This is a genomic window from Pseudofrankia coriaricola (assembly GCF_032027725.1).
Taxonomy (GTDB): domain Bacteria; phylum Actinomycetota; class Actinomycetes; order Frankiales; family Frankiaceae; genus Pseudofrankia.
In genome coordinates this window covers 213,694-230,558 of record NZ_JASNFO010000001.1, presented here as the reverse complement: position 1 = coordinate 230,558, position 16,865 = coordinate 213,694, and the positions used below count along the sequence as shown (strand labels likewise).

Annotated in this window: 15 protein-coding genes and 1 pseudogene; 3 read left to right on the top strand and 13 right to left on the bottom strand. The window is 74.6% G+C overall.

Going from position 1 to position 16,865, the window contains the following annotated elements; all coding sequences use genetic code 11:
• Window positions 1–431 precede the first annotated feature (431 nt).
• The 7 genes from QOZ89_RS00965 to QOZ89_RS00935 form a co-directional block, all read right to left on the bottom strand.
• Window positions 432–1,160, bottom strand: a complete 729-nt coding sequence (locus QOZ89_RS00965; RefSeq protein ID WP_083418783.1) for a Trp biosynthesis-associated membrane protein — start codon at window positions 1,158–1,160, stop codon at window positions 432–434.
• A gap of 61 nt (window positions 1,161–1,221) precedes the next feature.
• Window positions 1,222–2,799 carry an anthranilate synthase component I gene (locus QOZ89_RS00960; RefSeq protein WP_312622691.1) on the bottom strand — a complete coding sequence of 526 codons (1,578 nt, stop codon included), beginning with the start codon at window positions 2,797–2,799 and terminating at the stop codon, window positions 1,222–1,224.
• Window positions 2,786–3,205 carry a phosphoribosyl-AMP cyclohydrolase gene (gene hisI / locus QOZ89_RS00955; RefSeq protein ID WP_397428656.1) on the bottom strand — a complete coding sequence of 140 codons (420 nt, stop codon included), beginning with the start codon at window positions 3,203–3,205 and terminating at the stop codon, window positions 2,786–2,788. The genes QOZ89_RS00960 and hisI overlap by 14 nt, the downstream gene beginning before the upstream one ends.
• 223 nt (window positions 3,206–3,428) lie before the next feature.
• A complete protein-coding gene (locus QOZ89_RS00950; RefSeq protein WP_312622690.1) occupies window positions 3,429–4,328 on the bottom strand; it encodes an MBL fold metallo-hydrolase in 900 nt (299 codons plus the stop codon).
• On the bottom strand, window positions 4,328–4,804 hold the full coding sequence (locus QOZ89_RS00945) for a cupin domain-containing protein (protein ID WP_312622689.1): 477 nt from the start codon (window positions 4,802–4,804) through the stop codon (window positions 4,328–4,330). The genes QOZ89_RS00950 and QOZ89_RS00945 overlap by 1 nt, the downstream gene beginning before the upstream one ends.
• On the bottom strand, window positions 4,801–5,598 hold the full coding sequence (locus QOZ89_RS00940; protein WP_241841806.1) for a cysteine hydrolase family protein: 798 nt from the start codon (window positions 5,596–5,598) through the stop codon (window positions 4,801–4,803). Before QOZ89_RS00940 ends, QOZ89_RS00945 begins: the two co-directional genes overlap by 4 nt.
• Window positions 5,599–5,698: 100 nt before the next feature.
• Window positions 5,699–6,955: an LLM class flavin-dependent oxidoreductase gene (locus QOZ89_RS00935; RefSeq protein WP_071049436.1), complete on the bottom strand. Its 1,257-nt coding sequence runs from the start codon at window positions 6,953–6,955 to the stop codon at window positions 5,699–5,701.
• Window positions 6,956–7,185: 230 nt separating this feature from the next.
• Here QOZ89_RS00935 and QOZ89_RS00930 point away from each other — a divergent pair, with 230 nt between their 5' ends.
• Both QOZ89_RS00930 and QOZ89_RS00925 read left to right on the top strand, forming a co-directional pair.
• Window positions 7,186–8,916: an amidase gene (locus QOZ89_RS00930; RefSeq protein WP_083418782.1), complete on the top strand. Its 1,731-nt coding sequence runs from the start codon at window positions 7,186–7,188 to the stop codon at window positions 8,914–8,916.
• Window positions 8,917–9,042: 126 nt separating this feature from the next.
• Window positions 9,043–9,684, top strand: a complete 642-nt coding sequence (locus tag QOZ89_RS00925) for a helix-turn-helix domain-containing protein (RefSeq protein ID WP_071049435.1) — start codon at window positions 9,043–9,045, stop codon at window positions 9,682–9,684.
• 19 nt (window positions 9,685–9,703) lie between these two features.
• Here the strand turns inward: QOZ89_RS00925 and QOZ89_RS00920 are convergent, their stop codons facing one another.
• The 4 genes and pseudogenes from QOZ89_RS00920 to priA form a co-directional block, all read right to left on the bottom strand.
• Entirely contained in the window at window positions 9,704–11,686 is a 1,983-nt protein-coding gene (locus QOZ89_RS00920; RefSeq protein ID WP_312622688.1) for an ABC transporter ATP-binding protein, read from the bottom strand.
• Window positions 11,683–13,817, bottom strand: a pseudogene (locus QOZ89_RS00915) (ABC transporter ATP-binding protein). The gene QOZ89_RS00920 and the pseudogene QOZ89_RS00915 overlap by 4 nt, the downstream one beginning before the upstream one ends.
• A gap of 110 nt (window positions 13,818–13,927) precedes the next feature.
• The gene (gene hisF, locus QOZ89_RS00910) at window positions 13,928–14,692 is read right to left on the bottom strand and encodes an imidazole glycerol phosphate synthase subunit HisF (RefSeq protein WP_312622687.1); all 765 of its coding nucleotides are present in this window, start codon (window positions 14,690–14,692) and stop codon (window positions 13,928–13,930) included.
• Window positions 14,689–15,429 carry a bifunctional 1-(5-phosphoribosyl)-5-((5-phosphoribosylamino)methylideneamino)imidazole-4-carboxamide isomerase/phosphoribosylanthranilate isomerase PriA gene (gene priA / locus QOZ89_RS00905; protein WP_071049433.1) on the bottom strand — a complete coding sequence of 247 codons (741 nt, stop codon included), beginning with the start codon at window positions 15,427–15,429 and terminating at the stop codon, window positions 14,689–14,691. The genes hisF and priA overlap by 4 nt, the downstream gene beginning before the upstream one ends.
• 47 nt (window positions 15,430–15,476) lie before the next feature.
• On the opposite strand from priA, the gene QOZ89_RS00900 reads away from it, so the two are divergent.
• A complete protein-coding gene (locus QOZ89_RS00900; RefSeq protein WP_312622686.1) occupies window positions 15,477–15,632 on the top strand; it encodes a hypothetical protein in 156 nt (51 codons plus the stop codon).
• Here the strand turns inward: QOZ89_RS00900 and hisH are convergent.
• Complete coding sequence (gene hisH, locus QOZ89_RS00895) at window positions 15,604–16,224, bottom strand: imidazole glycerol phosphate synthase subunit HisH (RefSeq protein ID WP_071049432.1); 621 nt, start codon at window positions 16,222–16,224, stop codon at window positions 15,604–15,606. The two genes, QOZ89_RS00900 and hisH, sit on opposite strands and share 29 nt — an antisense overlap.
• Complete coding sequence (gene hisB, locus QOZ89_RS00890; protein WP_071049431.1) at window positions 16,225–16,818, bottom strand: imidazoleglycerol-phosphate dehydratase HisB; 594 nt, start codon at window positions 16,816–16,818, stop codon at window positions 16,225–16,227.
• Window positions 16,819–16,865 lie beyond the last annotated feature (47 nt).

Here is a 16,865-nt window from a genome sequence, read left to right as displayed (position 1 = left end):
CGGGAACGCACATGGCCCCCCATCGCCGCGTCGAAGCCTTGACCGTCCGTAGTTGCTCGGCGATTGTCAGGACTGGACATTCGCTGACAATCAGTGGATGACCAGGCCATATCCAGTATGGGCGGTCGTCTCGGCAGACACGCAGCGTCGTTGTCTCGTTGTTGCTCTTCCTTCCCCACCGAGGGATCCCACACGTTCGGGGCTCGCCGACGGGCCCGGGCCCATCCGCCGGGAGCCCACAGGGTCGTTGACGGCAAAGTCACAGCGACCGGACAGCGTCCGGCCGTGGGACGAGACCGGGGAGCGGCCTGCCCGGCCGCGGGCCCGGCGCATCGTCGGACACGCCATCCCGCGCATCATTCGTTGTTCCGGGCCGATCCCGCACGCAGGGTCCAACGCGACGATCCGGGCGTCAGAGCGTGTTCCAGGACCTAGCCCGACGAGGCTGTCGGATCGTGGCCGCGTTCGATCGCCTCCCAGTCGTCCAGCGGGCGGCGCGTCCTCGTCTGGTAGCGGCCGCCCATGCCCGGCCAGCGGGGACCGAGCGCGGCGGCCAGCACGCCCGCGCCGGTGAACGCGAGGCCCCCGAGCACCGCCGCCCACGGCGCGGCCGTGAGCCGGACCCGGTCGATCCCTGGATGCCCGCTGGGGGCGAGGTCCACGACGTGGCGCGCCGCGCGCACGGCCGGCTCGGGGGCGAAGCCGATCCGCGCCGCGACCACCATCACGCCGACGCCCGCCAGGGCGACCAGCACCCCGACGACCCGCCGGCCGACGCCCCTGGTCGCCACCAGCGCGACCGCCGCGGCCAGGCCCACCAGGCCGAGCGCGCTCACCGCGGGCGCGAGGTCGCCACCACCGAGGGCGACCGGGAGCGGCGTGCTCATCGCACCGCCGCCGGCGGCCGACGCCGCGTCGCGCACCTCGGTACGCGCCCACGTCGCGGAGCTGGCGAACAGCGTGAGCGCCGCGCCGACGAGACAGGCGATCATGGCGGCGGCCAGACCCCCACGGCCAGTCAGCCCCGCCCGGCGGCCGGCGGGACGGCCGGTGGGGTGGCCGCCGCCGACGTCGTGCACGTGCATCTGCGCGTCCGCGTGCACGGTCGCCGCCGCGCCGACCGTCGCCTCATCCCCGTCGACACTGGTTTTCTGCTTCATCTGACTGGACTCCCGATCACGTACGGAGGGCGCGAAGCGCCCCGGCGCCCAGCGCCCCGCCTCAGCCGGGGGAATGCAGGGACTCGGCGATCTCGATCGCGCGCAGCACAACCGCGGCCTTCGTGCGGCTCTCGCGATCCTCCATGTCCGGGTCCGAGTCCGCGACGATGCCGGCCCCGGCCTGAACGTACGCCCAGCCGTCGCGGACGAGCGCGGTGCGGATCGCGATCGCGGTGTCCAGGTCGCCGCCGAAGTCGAGGTAGCCGACGACGCCGCCGTACAGGCCGCGCCGGGTCGGCTCGAGCTCGTCGATGACCTCCATCGCCCGTACCTTCGGCGCCCCGGACAGGGTGCCCGCCGGGAACGTCGCCGCGAGCACGTCGACGGCGCTGTGCTCGGGCGCGACCTGGCCGATGACGGTCGAGACGATGTGCATGATGTGCGAGTAGCGCTCGATCGTGGCGAACTCGACGACCCGCACCGTCCCCGGCACGCAGACCCGGCCCAGGTCGTTGCGGACCAGGTCGACGAGCATGACGTGCTCGGCCCGTTCCTTCGGGTCGGCGAGCAGCTCGGCGGCGAGCTCCGCGTCGGCCTCGGGCGTGTGGCCACGCGGGCGGCTGCCCGCGATCGGGTGCAGCAGCGCCCGGTCGCCGGTCACCTTGACGTGCGCCTCGGGGGACGTGCCGACGACGTCGAAGTCGCCGAAGCGCAGCAGGTACATGTACGGGCTCGGGTTCGACGCCCGCAGCACCCGGTAGATGTCGAGCGCGCCGGCGGAGGTCGCCCGCTCGAACCGCTGCGAGACCACGATCTGGAAGCATTCGCCGGCGCGGATCTCCTCGATCGAGCGCTCCACCGCCTGCTGGAACTGGCCGGGGGCCATCGCGGAGGTGAACCGCGCGATGTCGAGGGCGGCGAGCGCGCCGGTCGCGGCGACGGTCGGCTCGGTCCACTTGTGCAGCTCGGCGGTCATCACGTCCAGGCGCGCGACCGCGTCGTCGTACGCGGAGTCCAGCGCCGCCTCGTCGAGCGGCACCGTGGGGTGGGTTCCGTCCGCGGCGGGCGCGTCGCCCGGCGCGCCGTCCGCGCCGGGCGCGCGGGTGAAGACGTTGGCGACGAGCAGGCACGAGCCGTCGGCGTGGTCGAGCACGGCGAGGTCGGTACACAGCAGCAGGCGCAGCTCGGGTGTGCGCAGGTCGTCGACGGCGTGGTCGGGCAGGCGCTCGATGCGGCGCACGAAGTCGTAGGAGAGATAGCCGACGAGCCCGCCCATCAGCGGCGGCGTGCCGGGCAGCCGCGGCGCGCGCAGCGCCCGCTCCACGGCGCGCAGCACAGCCAGCGGGTCGCCGCCGGTCGGCACCCCCGGCGGCGGCGTGCCGCCGGTCCAGCGGGCCTCGCCGTCCACCTCCGTCAGGGTCGCCGCCGCGCGCACGCCGATGATCGAGTAACGGGACCGCATGCCGCCGTGCTCGGCGGACTCCAGCAGGAAGGTGCCCGGCCCGCCGCCGAGCTTGCGGTAGACCCCGACGGGCGTCTCACCGTCGGCGAGCAGCCGGCGGGTGACCGGCACGACCGCGTAACTGGCGGCCAGCGCGCGGAACTCGGCACGGTCGGGTGAGATCTCACCGGTCGTCATCGGGGTCTCCCGTCGGCTGCGTCGGGCCATCCGGTGAGCCGTGCGCCGCCGGCAGCGCGCGGCCGTCGAAGCAGCTGAGCGAGCCGGTGTGACAGGCGGGGCCGACCTGGTCGACCTGGACGAGCACCGTGTCACCGTCGCAGTCGAGCGCGACCGAGCGCACCCACTGGACATGGCCGGAGGTGTCGCCCTTGACCCAGTATTCCCGGCGGCTGCGGCTCCAGTAGGTGGCCCGGCCAGTGGTCAGCGTACGGTGCAGCGCCTCGTCATCCATCCAGCCGACCATCAGCACGGTGCCGGTGTCGTACTGCTGGACGACGGCGGGGAACAGTCCGGCGGCGTCCCGCTTCAGCCGCCCGGCCAGCGCGGGATCGAGCCCGGACGAGGTCACGCTCACCGTGCCCATTCTGCCGTGTTTCTGGTTCGCTCCGTGCGGGCGGCGCACTCCGGCCCCGTACTCGCTTCGCTCCCACGGGACCTCCGCGCGCCGTCCTCCTCCGCTCACGTGCCCTCCGGCGACCTCCGCTGCGGCCCAACCACGTCGCTTCGCTCGTGGCCGGGCCTCCGCGGAGGCGCGCCTCCGGGCCAGCCCGGTTGCGTGACGATTGACCGTTACGAACCGAACTTCTTTATGCGACAGGGCGGAGGATGTTGAACTCGGCGAAGCGGTGGCGTAGCACGGGGCGGCCGTAGAGGTCGAGGCCCGGCTCGCCGGTGCTGCGGCCGGTGTGCACGGCCTCGATCGCGTCGGCGGCGTCGCGCAGCAGGTGCGGCCCGGCCTCGCAGGAGCGGGTGTGCGCGGGCATGACCCGGCTGACCTGGCCGGCGAGCTCGCCATCGAGGCGGCGCAGGCTGGTGACGAACGCCTCCAGGTCGGTGTCGTCGGTGTGCGCCCAGAAGTCGCCGGTGATCAGCGTGTCGCCGACGAAGAGCAGGCCGTCGCGCTCGTCCAGCAGGCACAGCGAGTCCGGCGAGTGCCCGGGGCTGTGCAGGACGCGCAGCGTCCGGCCGCCCAGATCGATCACCTCGCCGTCGGCGAGCGGGCGCGCCGCCGGGCCCGTCCCGATCGGGGCGGCCGCGGCGGCGGCCGTGCCGGGCGGCAGCGGGCGGGGCCGGTTGTCGGCGGTGAACAGGTGGAAGTAGCGGTCGTCGAGTGCAAGCGCCGTCTCGTAGGCGGCGAGCTGCTCGGCGGCGACCGTCAGATAGGCGCCGACGCGGTCGGCGGGGACGGGACGCGCCAGCCGTTCGACGGCGACCGGGTGGGCGGCGACCTCGTCGAAGAAGACGTTTCCGCCGCGGTGGTCGTCGTGCGCGTGGGAGTTGACGACGAGCACCGGCATGCCGGTGACCCGGCGGACCGGGGCGGAGATGTCCGCGATGCCGGTGCCCGTGTCGACCAGCACGGCCCGTTCGGCGCCGGTGATGAGGAAGCAGTAGACGTGCCACGGCTCGGCGACCAGCCACACGCCGTCGCGCAGCTTCCGCGTGACGAACCAGGGGTCCTGGCCCGCCGTCGGCTCCCCGGCCATCAGCTGCTCCCCTCCGGCCCCGCCTGCCGGCCGGCCGCGTTCTCCCGCAGGACGGCCAGATCCTCGGGGTCCAGGCCGGCCACCGGGCCGCGCTCGATGAGCGCGGCGAAACCGTCGTCGGGCGCCATGACGGTGATCGTGTAGAGGCGCTCGGTGCCGGACGTGTTGACGATGCGGTGGACGGAGCCCGGCGGCAGGACGAGCACGTCGCCGGGGCCGATCGGGCGGGTGTGCCCGTCGCTGTGGGCGAGGCCGGTGCCGACGAGCACGACGAAGGTCTCCGTCGAGACGGGGTGCGAGTTCGGCGGCTGCGAGCCGCCCGGCTCCCAGATCTCGAACACCACGGTGGCCGGCGAGCCCTGCGCCGGGCCGCTGAGCACGGCGAGCCGGACGGTGTCGGTGGGCGAGATCCGGTGCGCCGTCACCTCGGCCAGCGGCTGGACCACGGGCGGTGGGACGGCCGCGGCGGCGCTCACGCGAGCACCTTCAGGGCGTCGGCCAGGTCGCTGGCCGTGACGGTGAAACCGAAGCACTGGCGGACGTTGTAGACGGTCGCCCGCATGCAGAACTCCGGTGACGTCGTCGCGACCGCGTCCTCGACCATGACGACGTCGTAGCCGGCGCAGGCCGCGTCGGTCAGCGTCGCGAGCACGCACTGGTCGGCGTTGACGCCGGCGAACAGCAGCGTGTCGACCCGCAGGTTGCGCAGCACCGTGTCCAGCGGGGTGTCCCAGAAGCCGCTCATCCGGTACTTCGAGACCTTGACGTCGCCCGGTTCGATCGGCAGCTCGTCAACGACGGCCGCGGCCCAGGCGCCGTCGGTGAGGACCGGGGAGCCGTTCGGCAGCGGGTCGCCGATGCCGGTGCCCGCACCGTCGCCGTTGTAGACGTGCAGGACGCCCGGCGGCAGGTTGGCCCGGTCGGGACGGTTGCCCCAGTTGAGCCAGACGACCGGGACGCCCGCGGCGCGCAGCGCTGGCAGCAGCTCGGCGAGCACCGGGATCGGCGCGCGCGCCGGGGTGACGTCGACGCCGATGCCAGCGAGCCAGCCATCGGGGTGGCAGAAGTCGTTCTGCATGTCGATCACGACGATGGCGGTGCGGGCGAGGTCGAGGGTGAGCCGCTGGGGCACGGCCGCCACGGTGAGAGCCCGCTCGGGCTGGGCCGGGCGGCGCAGGTCCACCGCGCCCGGGCCGACCCGCCAGCTGTTGACGGCGGTCGGGCCGAGCGGCACCGCCGGGTTGTCCACGGTCATCGGGTCAGGGGTCATGGGGTCAGGCACCTCCGGCCGGTCTCCATGATCGCCAGTTGTGTATCGAGATCCGAGCCCCGGCGCGGGCGCGGCTCGGATTTGGCTACAGATCCACTGATCATGATCGGGTGCGGGGAGCCTGGTGAAACGGGGCCGGTGCCGGGGCGGCCTGGGCCGCGACGGAGCCGGCAGGGACGGGCTCGGAGGCGTCGAGGAGCGGGCGGACATCCCGCGCGAAGCGGCGCAGCTGCTCGTCGGTGGCGTCGTAGCTCTCGCCGGGGCCGGTCGGGAAGATCGTCAGGTCGGCCAGGCCGCCCAGGTCGGCGCGCAGCCGCAGGATCGCCTCGGCGACGTCCTCGGCGGTACCGACCGCCCACACGCCCTGCTCGACGGAGTCCTCCAGCGTCGGCACCCAGCCGGCCGGCGGCATGCCGCCGTCAGGACCGAGGTAGGCCCGGTTCCAGCCATAGGGGCCGAGGAAGCGCCAGAACTCGTCGTGGCCGGGGCGCGCGAGCTCCATCGCCCGCTCGCGGGTGTCGGCCAGGCAGGTGTTCAGCACGATCATCCGCTTCTCGCCGGGGGCGAGCGCCGCGCCGCCGTGCGTGTCGGCGTAGACCTCGGCGTAGCGGTCCCAGCGGGCACGCAGCAACGAGCGGCTGGCCAGCCAGAACACGCCGCCGAAGCCGCGCGCGGGCACCGCCGCCAGCGAGCCGGGGCTGCTGATCGCCTGCCACACCTCGTACGGGTAGGCCGGGCGCGGGATGAGGGTGAGCGACTCCACCTCGCCGCCGCGGTCGGGGATGCCCGGCGGGGGCGCCTGGAAGTAGCTGCCGCGGTGGCGGAACGTCTCGTTGTCCAGCGCGGTCAGCAGCAGGTCGAGCGCCTCGTTCGTGACGTCGCGGTTCACGGTGTCGGCGGCCAGCGCGTCCGGGTTGTCGCTGGAGCCGACCGACATCCGGCCGAGCGAGAGCGGCTCCATCTCGCGCGGCACGGTGCCCCGGCCGACACCGAGGATGCCTCGGCCGCCGGAGAGGTTGTGCAGCATCGCGAAGTCCTCGGCCAGGCGCAGCGGGTGCCACTGGCCGACGACGTTGAACATCGTGCCGATGCGGATCTGGCGGGTCCGCTCGGCGAGGAACGCGCCGAACAGCAGGCCGTTGGGCACGACCTCGTAGCCCTCGTGCTGGAAGTGGTGCTCGGTCAGCCAGAACGCGTCGTAGCCGAGCTCGTCGGCGAGCACCCCGGTGTCCAGGATGCGGCGCGTCGCCGACAGGAAGTCGGCCTGGGTGTGGCGGCGCGCGGTCGGCTCCGTGCCGCCGGCGCCGATGGTGTCACCCATCTCGACTGCCCCGAAGAGAAACACGCCGACGCGCATCGCACTCCCTTCGCCACGGTGTTGATGCCACGAACACTGCCGCGCGGGTGTTTCGACGTCATCACCCACCCGTTACGCCCCGCTCGCGGCCCGGTCGCGCCCCGCCTCGCGCCACGCCAGGTGGTCTACTGAGGCGGTTTGTCGCCTGCCACAGTCTGCCGCAGCCACCGCTGTCGCCGGCCGCCGTTGTGGCCTGCCGCCGCTTGTCGCCGTGGCCGAAGGAGCTGCCCGTGTCCCGCGACGTCCGCTTCTACGCGGTCAGCCAGTCCCCTGACGCATCCCACGGCACCGGGGTGCCCGTCGACGACCCGGCCTGGCGGGCGGGGCTGGAGGAGGCGTTCTGGCGGTACGAGCGGGCGCTGCTCGGCAACGACCTGGACGCGCTGGACGAGCTGTTCCTCGGCGGGCCGGCGACGCTGCGGGCCGACGCCGCCGGTGTGCTCGTCGGGCACGCCGAGATCAGCGAGTTCCGCCGGGCCAGAGGCACCCGGGGCGGGCCGCCCGGGCCGCGCACGGTCGAGCGGCTGCACGTCCAAGCGCACGGCCCGGCCTGCGTGGTGCTCGTCGCGGAGATCGCCCGCGCCGACGGCGGCCGCGGCCTGCAGACCCAGGTCTGGGTGGCCGTTCCCGACGAGTCCCGGCCCGACGGTTCCCAGCCCGGTGAGGGTGGCCAGCCGCGCTGGCGGGTCGCCGCGGCGCACGTCAGCGGCTCGCCGCCACCCGCGCCACCCGCCCCAGCCACCCCGGCCGCCGCGGAGGGCACGACCGGGGCCGAGACCGACATGGCGGCGGTCTGGCGGGTACGCGGGAGACCGCTCGTCGCGGGGGCGGACGAGGGGCCGCTGCGGCGCCTGACGGTCGCCGTGAAGGACCTGTTCGCGGTCGCCGGACACCGGACCGGGGCGGGCAACCCGGCCTGGCTCGCCGAGGCCGCACCCGCGGCCGAGCACGCGCCCGCGGTGGCCGCGCTGCTCGCGGCCGGCGCCGACGTCGCCGGCATCGCGCAGACCGACGAGCTCGCGTACAGCCTGTCCGGGACAAACGTCCACTACGGCACGCCGCCAAACCCGACCGCGCCCGGCGTCATCCCCGGCGGCTCCAGCAGCGGCCCGGCGAGCGCCGTCGCGCTCGGCCTGGCCGACATCGGCCTCGGCACCGACACCGGTGGCTCGGTGCGGGTGCCCGCGTCCTACTGCGGCCTGTTCGGCATCCGGCCGACACACGGCGCGGTCCTGGCCACCGGGGTCATTCCGCTCGCGCCGAGCTTCGACACCGTCGGGTGGCTCACCCGCGACGCGGCCACGCTCGCCCAGGTCGGCGCGGTACTGCTGCCGCCCGCCGATCCGGCGCTGCCCCCGCCGGCCGCGCTGCTCGTCGCCGACGACCTCGTGGCCCTCGCGGAGCCCGCGACCGCCGCGGCGCTGGCCGGCGCGGTCCCGTCGCTCGCCACGGCCCTCGACCTACCGGTCCGCCAGGTCCCGGCGATCGCGGACGGCCGGCTCCACGACTGGTTCCTCGCCTTCCGCCACGGCCAGGGCTTCGAGGCGAACCAGGCCCACGGCGCGTGGGTCGCCGCCCACCCCGGCGTCCTCGGCCCCGGCATCGCCGCGCGGTTCGCCGGGGCGGCGGCCGTCACCGGCGAGGAGCTGGCAACGGCCCGCGCGGTCCGCGCCCAGGTCCGCGCGACGTTCGGCGCCGCCCTGGGCGGCGGTACGGTGCTGGTCATTCCCGCGGCCAGCGGCCCGGCGCCCGCGATCGACCTCGCCGTCGACGCCAAGGACCGCCTGCGGGCCGCCACCCTGACGCTGACCTGCGCCGCCGGCCTCGCCGGCCTCCCGGTCGTCGTCCTGCCGTTCCCGCGGGTACGCGGTCGCGCCGTGGGCCTGGCCCTCGTCGGCGCGCCCGGTACCGACCACGCGCTGCTCGCGCTCGCCGCCCGCGCCGCGGCCGCCTGGGTCTGACCAGCGGGGCATGGGCCGACACGATCCGCCAGCATGGGCCATCCGGATCCCCCCGATGGACGGCGCACCGCCGCCCGGCGGCTTGTCGCGAACCGAAGCGTCGACACAAATGGGACGATGACGCCCATGTGTACGGAAGAGGTCGGCCGGCAGGCGCGGGCCGGAGCGAGCGAGCTGGAGGTGCGCGAGCAGATCGGGCGGTCGATCCGGGCGCTGCGGCGGCGCAGGGGGCTCACGCTCGTGCGGCTCGCGGTGCTCGCGGAGCTGTCGCACCCGTTCCTCAGCCAGCTGGAACGGGGCCTCGCCCGGCCGAGCATGGCCTCGCTGCACAGGATCGCCGAGGCCCTCGGCACGACGCAGCTCGAGCTGATGTCGATGGACACCGAGGGTGACGCCAACGATGCCGACGGCGCGGCGGCGACGTCCGTCGGACGCCAGGTGAGCCTGGTGCGGGCCGGCGGCGGCGTCCTGGCGCAGAACCCGGTCGGCATCGCGCGCTCGCTGGTGTCCGGCGCACGCGCGATGTACCCGGTGCTCTTCGAGGGCGCGCCGACCGAGTTCGGCGACACGTTCACCCACGCCGGCGACGAGTTCGTCTTCGTGATGGCCGGCCGGATCGAGGTGGACGTCGCCGCCGCGGGCCTGTTCGCCCTCGGCCCCGGCGACACCCTTTACTACCCCGGCGTCCTCCCCCACCGCTGGCGCCAGCTCCCCGGGCCCACCAGCCACGTCCTGCTCGTCCAGGAAAGCCGCGCCCCCACCCACTGAGCGGGTTCGCGCGGTCGCGTCACAGGGCGGCGATGCCGGCGGACCAGGAGGAGTGCAGGCGCTGGTAGACGCCGGGCTGGGCGACGAGGTCGGCGTGGGTGCCGCGCTGGACGACGCGGCCTGCGTCGACGACGAGGACCAGGTCGGCCGTCTCGGCGGTGGACAGGCGGTGGGCGATCGTCACAGAGGTGCGGCCGTGGGTGAGCTCAAGCAGCGCCTGGCCGATGCGGACCTCCGTCGCCGGGTCGACGGCGGAAGTCGCCTCGTCGAGGACGAGCAGGTCGGGGCCGGCGAGCTCGGCGCGGGCCAGGGCGACGAGCTGGCGCTCGCCGGCCGACAGCAGCCCGCCGGACTCGCCCACCGCCGTGCGGACCCCGGCCGGCAGGCCCGCGAGCCAGTCGGCGAGGCCGATCCGCCCGAAGGCGGCGGTGATCTCCGCGTCCGTGGCACTGGGCCGGCCATAGCGGACGTTGTCGGCGATCGTCGCGTCGAAGAGGAAGCCGTCCTGCGGCACCATGACCACCCGGCCGCGCAGGGACGAGAAGCGCACCTCGGTCAGTGGCACACCGCCGATGCGGACCTCGCCCTCAGTGGGGTCCATCAGCCGGGTCAGCAGCTTGGCGATCGTCGTCTTGCCCGACCCGGTCTCGCCGACGACGGCGACCCGGGCGCGGGGCGGGACCCGCAGGTCGATGCCGTGCAGGACCGGCGGGCCAGTCCGGTAGCGAAACATGACCTGGTCGAAGGTCACGTCGAGCGAGCCGGGCGGCAGGTCCCGGCCGCCAGACCCGGACCCGGAGCCGCCAGCGTCACCGTCGACGTCGAGCTCGGCCGGGTCGCGGACGTCGCTCGGGGTGTCCAGGATGTCCAGGACGCGGCGCAGGCCGGCCAGCGCGTTCGCGCCGTCGTTGAGCACCTCGGTGAGCATCTGCACCGGCATGACGAACAGCGTCATCAGGAACAGGAACGCCACCAGCCGGCCGGTGGACAGGTGGCCGCCGACGCCGAGGCTCACGCCGAGCAGTACCACACCGCCGAGCGCGACCGCGCTGACCAGCTCGCCCGCCGAGAACACGACGGCGACCAGCACCTGCGCCCGGCTCTGCGCCGAGCGGTAGGCCTCGACGGTGTCGTCGACCCGGGTGGCGGTGCGCCGCTGGGCGCCGTAGGCGCGCACCACGTGGGCCCCGACCACCGACTCGGACACGGCGCCGAGCATGTCCCCGACCCGCCGGCGCACCAGGGCGTAGCGGGTGGACAGCCGGCGCTGGAAGCCACGGGTCGCGAACACCATCGGGACGAAGCAGACGTAGACCAGCAGCGTCAGCGGCCATGAGTAGACCAGCATCAGCACGGTCGCGACGATCATCTGGCCGACGGAGACGACCAGCATCACGCCGCCGAACTGCAGGAACTGCGACATCTGATCGACGTCGGTGGTGACCCTGGCGGTCAGGCCGCCGCGAGCCTGGGTCGCCTGGGTGAGCATCGACAGGTCGTGGATGTGCCGGAACGCGCGCACCCGCAGCGTCGCGAGCGCTCCTTCGGAGACCTTGTAGAGCCGCACATTCATCACGTACGTGGCGGCCGCCGTCACCACGATCGCGACCGCCGCGATCGTGACGGCGGTGCGCACGAGGCCCAGGTCGACGCCGTCCGGGCCGGTGACGCCGCGGTCGAGCGTCTGCTGCACGGTCAGCGGGATGACAATCTTGCCGACGGTGGCGATCAGGGCGAGCAGCAGCGTCACGCCGATCCCGTTCGTCGCCTGCGGAGCGAGCCGGCGCAGCCGTCGGGCGGTGCTCCACAGCCCCTCCCTCGCCGAGGGCACGTCAGGCGCGTCGCCGCCGGCCGCGGCATCACCGCCGGGCGGAGCGGTCGCCGCCGCGCCGCGCTGTGGCGGAATCGGGCCGGCCGGCGCGGGAAGGGCCGACGTGCTCACGGGTCGTCCGTCCGCCGCCGGCCGCTCGTCGCCACTGACGGGCGGGGTGGCGGCTGTCATGACAGAACCTCCTCGTCGAACGCATCGCCGTGGCGGGGGTCGTCCGTGTCCAGGCCGAGGTCTCTGGGCGCGTCCAGCCCGGCCGGCGCCTCGAGGTCGGCGGCGGCGCGCTCGTAGGCCGTGAGCAGCTCGGCGTAGCCGGGCGAGCCGACGAGCAGCTCGTCGTGTCGGCCGTGCGCCGCGACCCGGCCGCTCTCCAGGTAGACGACCTCGTCGGCGAGCGCGATCGTCGCCCGCCGGTGGGCGACGACGACCACGGTCGATGACCCCGCCGAGCCGAGCGCACGCAGGCCGGCGAGGATCGACGCCTCGACCCGAGGGTCGACGCTGGAGGTCGCGTCATCGAGGACGAGCAGCCGGGGGCGGCGGACCAGCGCGCGGGCGAGCGCGATCCGCTGGCGCTGGCCGCCGGACAGGGTCGTGCCGCGCTCCCCCACCTCGGTGTCCAGGCCGCCCGGCAGTGCCTCGACGAACCGGTCCGCCTGCGCGAGGCGCAGCGCGTCCCACACGGTGTCGTCGGGCAGGTCCAGGCCGAGGGTGATGTTCGCGCGGACCGTGTCGTCGAACAGGAACGCCTGCTGGGCGACGAGGGCGACCGCGGAGGTCACCCCGCCCGCGGCGAGGTCGCGCAGATCGGCGCCGTGGCCCCCCCCCGGTGCCCCCGGCCCCGAGGCAGTGCCGGGGAGGCGGCGCCCCCCCCACCCGCGGCGAGGTCGCGCAGATCGGCGCCGTCGACCCGGACGGTGCCCTCGTCCGGGTCGACGAGGCGGGCGAGCAGGCTCACCAGCGTCGACTTCCCGGCGCCCGTGCGCCCGGTGACCGCGAGCACCTTGCCTGGGCGCGCCTCGAAGGCGACATCCGCGAGTGCCGCGGCCGGCACCGCCTCCTCGTCGCCCTCGGGCCGTTCCGCACCGCCCGCGGCGCCATCGGGGCCGGGGTACCGGTAGCCGACGCCGTCGAGGCGCAGCGTGGCCGGGCCGGTGCCGGCCAGGTGCTCCGTGCCGAACTGCTGCTCGCCCTCGGCGGTCAGCACCGCGGACACCCGGCCCCAGCCGACCACCGAGCGGGGCATCTCACTGATCACCCATCCGATCGCCCGGATCGGGAAGGCGAGCAGCGTGAACAGGTAGGCCACCCGGACCAGGTCACCGACCGACAGGTCGCCGGAGCCGATCCGGTGCGCGCCGACCACGAGCACGGCGAGCACGCCGAGGTTGGGCAGCGCCTCCATCAGCGGATCGAAGACCCCGCGGACCCGGCCCGCGCGGATCATCGCGTCTCGCAGCTGTTCGGCGGACCGGCGGAAGCGGGCGGTCTCGTCGGCCTCCCTGCCGAGGGTCTTGACGACGAGCGCGCCGTCGAACGACTCGTGCGCGACCGTGCTCACCTCGGCACGCAGTTCCTGCACCCGGGCGAACAGCGGCGAGACCAGCCGCGAGTAGGTGAGGTTGAGGACGCCGACGAGCGGGAAGACGACGAAACCGACGGCGGCGAGCAGCGGGTCGGTCGCGACCAGCAGGCCCACGGCGGCGGCGAGCATCACGACCACGCCGACCGCGAACGGGAACGGCGCGATCGGCGCCCACAGCGCCTCGACGTCGGCGTTCGCGTTCGACAGCAGCGCGCCGGTGGAGTGCCGCTGGTGCCAGGCCAGCGGCAGCCGCAGGTACTGGCGGGTGACGCGGCGCCGGTAGTGGGCCTGCATCCGGTACTGCAGCACACCGGCCGCAAACCGGCGGAAGAACATCCCGACAGCGCGGGTCGCGCCGACCGCGAACACCAGCAACGCGGCGGACACGACGCTCCCCCAGGCGGCGTGCCCGTCGCGCAGCGAAGGGACGATGACCCGCTGGGTCACCTCGCCGAGGACGTAGGAGCTGGCCACCGTCGCGAGGCCGAACAGCGCGCTGCCGAACACCGACAGCGCGAACAGCCGCCGCTCCTCGCGCACCGCGAGCCACAGGATCCGCAGCCCGCGCCAGATGACCGAGCGGGTCCCGTCGATCGCGCGCGCCGACTGGGCGAACCCGGGAGGGTTGAGGTGGTCGACGTGGCCGCCGGGGCTCGGCGGTCCGTCCGGGGCGTCACCAGGTGCGGGCACCTCACTCCTCTCGACAGCGCGCGTGCGCATGTGCTCGCGCCCGGCCGCTGTTCGCTACAGCCCTGTGACAGGCGCGTGACATCCACCCTGCAACACCTGAAACAGGCCGAGTACTCCCGTGGCCGTCAAGTGGCCGGGGCTTAACGAACGGGGACGGCGGCGGTGCGCAGGGCTTCCTTGACGTCGGCGATCCGGAGGTGGCCGAAGTGGAAGACGCTGGCGGCCAGTACGGCGTCGGCGCCGGCCGAGACGGCGGGGGCGAAGTCGGCGAGCTCGCCGGCGCCGCCGCTGGCGATCACCGGGACGTCCACCTCCGCGCGGACGGCGGCGATCATCTCGAGGTCATAGCCGTCGCGGGTGCCGTCGGCGTCCATCGAGTTGAGCAGGATCTCGCCGGCACCGAGCTCGACCGCGCGCGCCGCCCAGGCGACGGCGTCGATGCCGGTGCCCTGCCTGCCGCCGTGGGTGGTCACCTCGAAGCGCGGCCCGTCCTGGCCGGGCGAGCGCCGCGCGTCCACGGACAGGACGACGCACTGGCTGCCGAACCGCAGCGCGCACTCGCGCAGCAGCTCGGGGCGGGCGACAGCGGCCGTGTTGATACCGACCTTGTCCGCCCCGGCGCGCAGCAGCCGGTCCACGTCGGCGGCCGCGCGCACCCCGCCGCCCACCGTGAGCGGGATGAAGACCTGCTCGGCGGTGCGCCGGACGATGTCGTAGGTCGTCTCCCGGTTGCCGCTGGAGGCGGTGATGTCGAGGAAGGTCAGCTCGTCCGCGCCCTCGGCGTCGTAGAGGCGGGCCATCTCGACCGGGTCGCCGGCATCGCGTAGGCCGGTGAAGTTGACGCCCTTGACCACCCGGCCGGCGTCGACATCCAGGCAGGGAATGACGCGGACCGCGACGCTCATCGCCGGGCGCCCGCCGCGGTCTCGCCGCCGGCGACGGCGAGCGCCTCCGGGAGGGTGAACGCGCCGGCGTAGAGCGCCTTGCCGATGATCGCGCCCTCGACGCCGGGGACGGTGGCGATCGCCCCCAGGTCGGCGAGCGACGACACCCCGCCGCTGGCGACGACCGGCCGGTCGGTGACGGCGGTGACCGCGGCGAGGAGCTCCAGGTTCGGGCCGGTGAGCGTGCCGTCGCGGCGGACGTCGGTGAGCACGTAACGGGCGCACCCGTCGGCGTCGAGCCGGGCGAGCACGTCGAACAACTCGCCGCCGTCGCGCGTCCAGCCGCGGGCGGCGAGCGTCGTGCCGCGCACGTCCAGCCCGACGGCGATCCGGTCGCCGACCCGGTCGATCGCCCGCCGCACCCAGTCCGGGTTCTCCAGCGCGGCGGTACCGACGTTCACCCGGGCCGCGCCGGTGGCGAGCGCCGCGTCCAGCGAGTCGTCGTCGCGGATCCCGCCGGACAGCTCGACCGCGACGTCGAGGGAGCGGACCACCTCGGCGATCAGCTCCCGGTTGGAGCCGCGGCCGAAGGCGGCGTCCAGGTCGACGAGATGGATCCACTCGGCGCCGTCGCGCTGCCAGGCGAGCGCCGCGTCGCGCGGGTCGCCGTACGAGGTCTCCGATCCGGCCGCGCCCTGGACCAGCCGAACGGCCACCCCGTCCGCCACGTCCACCGCGGGCAACAACGTCAACGTCACTCGCCCACCCTACGGGCCCGCGGGCGCGACAGCGGCGGGTGCGGCGGGTGCGGCCGGTCAGGCGCGGACCGCTCGCCGCCGCGGCGCTGCTCGTCGCCGCCGGCTCCGCGGCCGCCACGGTGTTGGCGGCCCGGGTGACCACCGGCGTCGGCGCGGCGGTGCTCACCGCGGGCGTCAGCCGAGAGACCGCAGCCAGTTGGTGAGGACCTCGGCGCCGGCGTCGCCGGACTTCTCCGGGTGGAACTGGGTCGCGCACAGAGGACCCCGTTCGACGGCGGCGGCGAACGGCTCGCCGTGCTCGGTGACCGTGTCGCCGGCGCCCGGGTCGGCCTTGGCGGCGTAGGAATGGACGAAGTAGAACCGGGTCCCCGCCGGCAGGCCGGCGAACAGCGTCGAGCCGGCCGGCGGCGCGACGGTGTTCCAGCCCATGTGCGGCAGGATCGGCGCGGCGAGCCGGCGGACCTCGCCCGGCAGCAGCCCGAGCCCCTGGGTGCGCACGCCGTGCTCGTCGCCGAGCTCGTAGAGGATCTGCATGCCGACGCAGATCCCCAGCACGGGCCGGCCGGCGGCGACCCGGTCCCGGATCGCCGGGCCGGCGCCGATCCGCTCGACCCCGGCCATGCAGGCGGCGTACGCGCCGACGCCGGGCACGACCAGCCCGTCCGCCGACGCCGCGGCGGCGAGGTCCGCGGTCACGGTGACGTCCGCGCCGACCCGCTCGACGGCCCGCTGCGCCGAGCGCAGGTTGCCCGACCCGTAGTCGAGCACGACCACCTTCGGCCGGCTCCCGGCCATCTAAAGGACGCCCTTGGTCGATGGGACGCCGGACACCCGGGCGTCGAACGCGACCGCGTCCCGCATCGCCCGCGCGACCGCCTTGAACTGCGCCTCGACGACGTGGTGGGCGTTGCGGCCGGACAACACCCGCACGTGCAGCGCGATCCGGGCCGCCGAGGTGATCGACTCGAAGATGTGCCGGGTGAGCGTCGTGTCGTAGGTCCCGATCATCGGGGCGAGGTCCGGCTCGACGTGCACGCAGTACGGGCGGCCGGACAGATCGACGGCGGCCTGGACGAGCGCCTCGTCGAGCGGCACCATCGCGTCGCCGAACCGGCGGATGCCGACCTTGTCGCCGAGCGCCGCCCGTAGCGCCTCCCCGAACGCGATAGAGGTGTCCTCGACGGTGTGATGGGCGTCGATGTGCAGGTCGCCCCGGGTGCGCACGGTGAGGTCGAAGCCGCCGTGCTTGCCCAGCTGGGCGAGCATGTGGTCGAAGAACCCCACCCCGGTCTCCACGGTGGACACGCCCGCGCCGTCGAGGTCCAGCTCGACGAGCACGTCCGACTCCAGCGTCTTGCGTTCGATCCGGGCGGTCCGCGCCGGTGCCATATCCCCTGGTTTCCTGTGTCTGTCTAGGTACGTTGCGTTCTTGGTTG

Bases quoted from the DNA above. Each gene is read 5' to 3' on its own strand.
- QOZ89_RS00960 (WP_312622691.1), bottom strand. From the start codon at position 2,799: ATGACGACCGGTGAGATCTCACCCGACCGTGCCGAGTTCCGCGCGCTG.
- QOZ89_RS00925 (WP_071049435.1), top strand. From the start codon at position 9,043: ATGTGTACGGAAGAGGTCGGCCGGCAGGCGCGGGCCGGAGCGAGCGAG.
- QOZ89_RS00920 (WP_312622688.1), bottom strand. From the start codon at position 11,686: ATGACAGCCGCCACCCCGCCCGTCAGTGGCGACGAGCGGCCGGCGGCG.
- QOZ89_RS00940 (WP_241841806.1), bottom strand. From the start codon at position 5,598: ATGACCCCTGACCCGATGACCGTGGACAACCCGGCGGTGCCGCTCGGC.
- hisF (WP_312622687.1), bottom strand. From the start codon at position 14,692: ATGAGCGTCGCGGTCCGCGTCATTCCCTGCCTGGATGTCGACGCCGGC.
- hisB (WP_071049431.1), bottom strand. From the start codon at position 16,818: ATGGCACCGGCGCGGACCGCCCGGATCGAACGCAAGACGCTGGAGTCG.
- hisH (WP_071049432.1), bottom strand. From the start codon at position 16,224: ATGGCCGGGAGCCGGCCGAAGGTGGTCGTGCTCGACTACGGGTCGGGC.
- QOZ89_RS00965 (WP_083418783.1), bottom strand. From the start codon at position 1,160: ATGAAGCAGAAAACCAGTGTCGACGGGGATGAGGCGACGGTCGGCGCG.
- QOZ89_RS00935 (WP_071049436.1), bottom strand. From the start codon at position 6,955: ATGCGCGTCGGCGTGTTTCTCTTCGGGGCAGTCGAGATGGGTGACACC.
- hisI (WP_397428656.1), bottom strand. From the start codon at position 3,205: ATGGGCACGGTGAGCGTGACCTCGTCCGGGCTCGATCCCGCGCTGGCC.
- QOZ89_RS00950 (WP_312622690.1), bottom strand. From the start codon at position 4,328: ATGGCCGGGGAGCCGACGGCGGGCCAGGACCCCTGGTTCGTCACGCGG.